The organism is Actinosynnema sp. NPDC023658, assembly GCF_040639995.1.
GTDB lineage: Bacteria > Actinomycetota > Actinomycetes > Mycobacteriales > Pseudonocardiaceae > Actinosynnema.
Map to the genome: position 1 here is coordinate 1 of NZ_JBFAAX010001216.1, position 1,517 is coordinate 1,517.

General features: G+C 75.7%; 2 protein-coding genes. Both read right to left on the bottom strand.

From position 1 onward, the window contains the following. The coding region (locus AB0G02_RS39660; protein WP_360805524.1) for a hypothetical protein at positions 1 to 729 on the bottom strand (729 nt) is incomplete at its 3' end. Continuing rightward, positions 716 to 1,517, bottom strand: an 802-nt coding sequence (locus tag AB0G02_RS39665) for a hypothetical protein (protein ID WP_360805527.1), incomplete at its 5' end; no start/stop codon positions are given. The genes AB0G02_RS39665 and AB0G02_RS39660, both read right to left, overlap by 14 nt.

Sequence of the window (1,517 nt, forward strand, 5' to 3'; positions counted from 1 at the left end):
GAGCACCCCGTACAGGTCGGCGAAGACCTCCGGCAGCCAGGTGTCCCAGGCGTCGCGCCGGGCCTCGGGCAGGGTGGCGAACACCGGTCGGGTGAGCGCGCGGACCGTGCTGAGCAGGCCGAAGTCGCGTTCCACCGCGTGACCGACCTCGTGCGCGACCACGACCGCGTCGGGCAGGTGCACGAGCTGGTACCAGGGCAGGCCGATGACCGGGATCGGCAGCCTGGTGACCACGGCGAGGAAGTCGGTGGTGTCCAGGGCGTCCGGGACGTCCTCGACCGCGAACGGCGTCTCCCGCAGGTGGGTGAACGGGCTGAACTCGCCGCTGAGGTGCACCAGCGGCGCCTCGCGGTCCCGGTCCGCGGCGGCGGGCGCGTAGCAGAGCCAGGCGAACTCGTCGACGGCGGTGAGGAACGGCCGGTACCAGTCGACGTACCGCAGGGTCAGCTTCGAGCGGTAGAAGTCCCACAGCCGGTGCACTTCGAGCATCCGCAGCTGGAGCCGGCGGCACTCGCGCAGCACGTCGTCACCGTCGGCCGCGACGGCGTCCAGCTCCGCGCCGATCCGGTCGACCACCCCGGCCAGCCGCTCGGTGAGCCGGACGACCTGCGTGCGGTGCTTGCGCAGGGTCCGCCCGGGTTCGGTCTCGCCGCGCCAGCGGGCGAAGTCGGCGCCGATGCCGGCCAGCTTGTGCCGCAGCTCGGCCACCTTGCGGTCAGCGGTGGTCATGGCCGTTCTCCGGGTCCGGCACCGGCCGCAGCCAGGGCAGGTGCGTGTGCAGCGCGACGCCGGCGGACGGCAGCACCTCGTCGAGCCCGGTCGCGTGCCGCGCGGGCGCGCGCAGGCGGGTGGCCACCTCGCCCAGCGAGCGGCCCGCCGCGATCGACCCGATCAGGGCGTCGCACAGCTCGTACCCGCCGTCGCCGGCCAGTCCCGTGCCCAGCACGCCCGCGCAGCGGCCGAGGGCGAACAGGTCGCCGGCGAAGGCGTTGCGCAGCATCAGGTAGGAGATCGCGTCCTCCGAGCCCCACGGGCGGTTCACGTCGAGCACCACGAGCGGTCGGTCCCCGTCGCACGGCACGGCGGCGAGGACCCGGTCGAGCGCCGTCACCGGGATCTCCCGGGCGGCGGGCGCGGTGGCGAACGCCTCGGTCGCCCAGCCGCCCGCCGGGAACGTGAGCGCGACGCCGCCGCCCGACTCGCGCAGCCCGCCGGACAGGTGCACCACCACCGGTGGTCGTCCGGCGCGCACCGCGCGGGCGACGGTGTCGGCCAGGCGGTCCGGGGTGGGGTTGTCGACCGACGCCACGGCGAACCCGTGACCGGCGTACAGGCGTGCCAGGTCGACGCCCGCGCCGAGGTGCCCGCGGGCGGAGCTGATCTGCCACGACCCGCTCGGCTGGGCCAGCACCACCAGCGGCCTGCCGGGCCGGGCGAGGTCGCGCTGCAACCGGTCGAGCAGGTCCGCGCTCCGGCCGAGCCCGCGCGACTCGCGGTAGCGCAGCACGGCGTCCTCG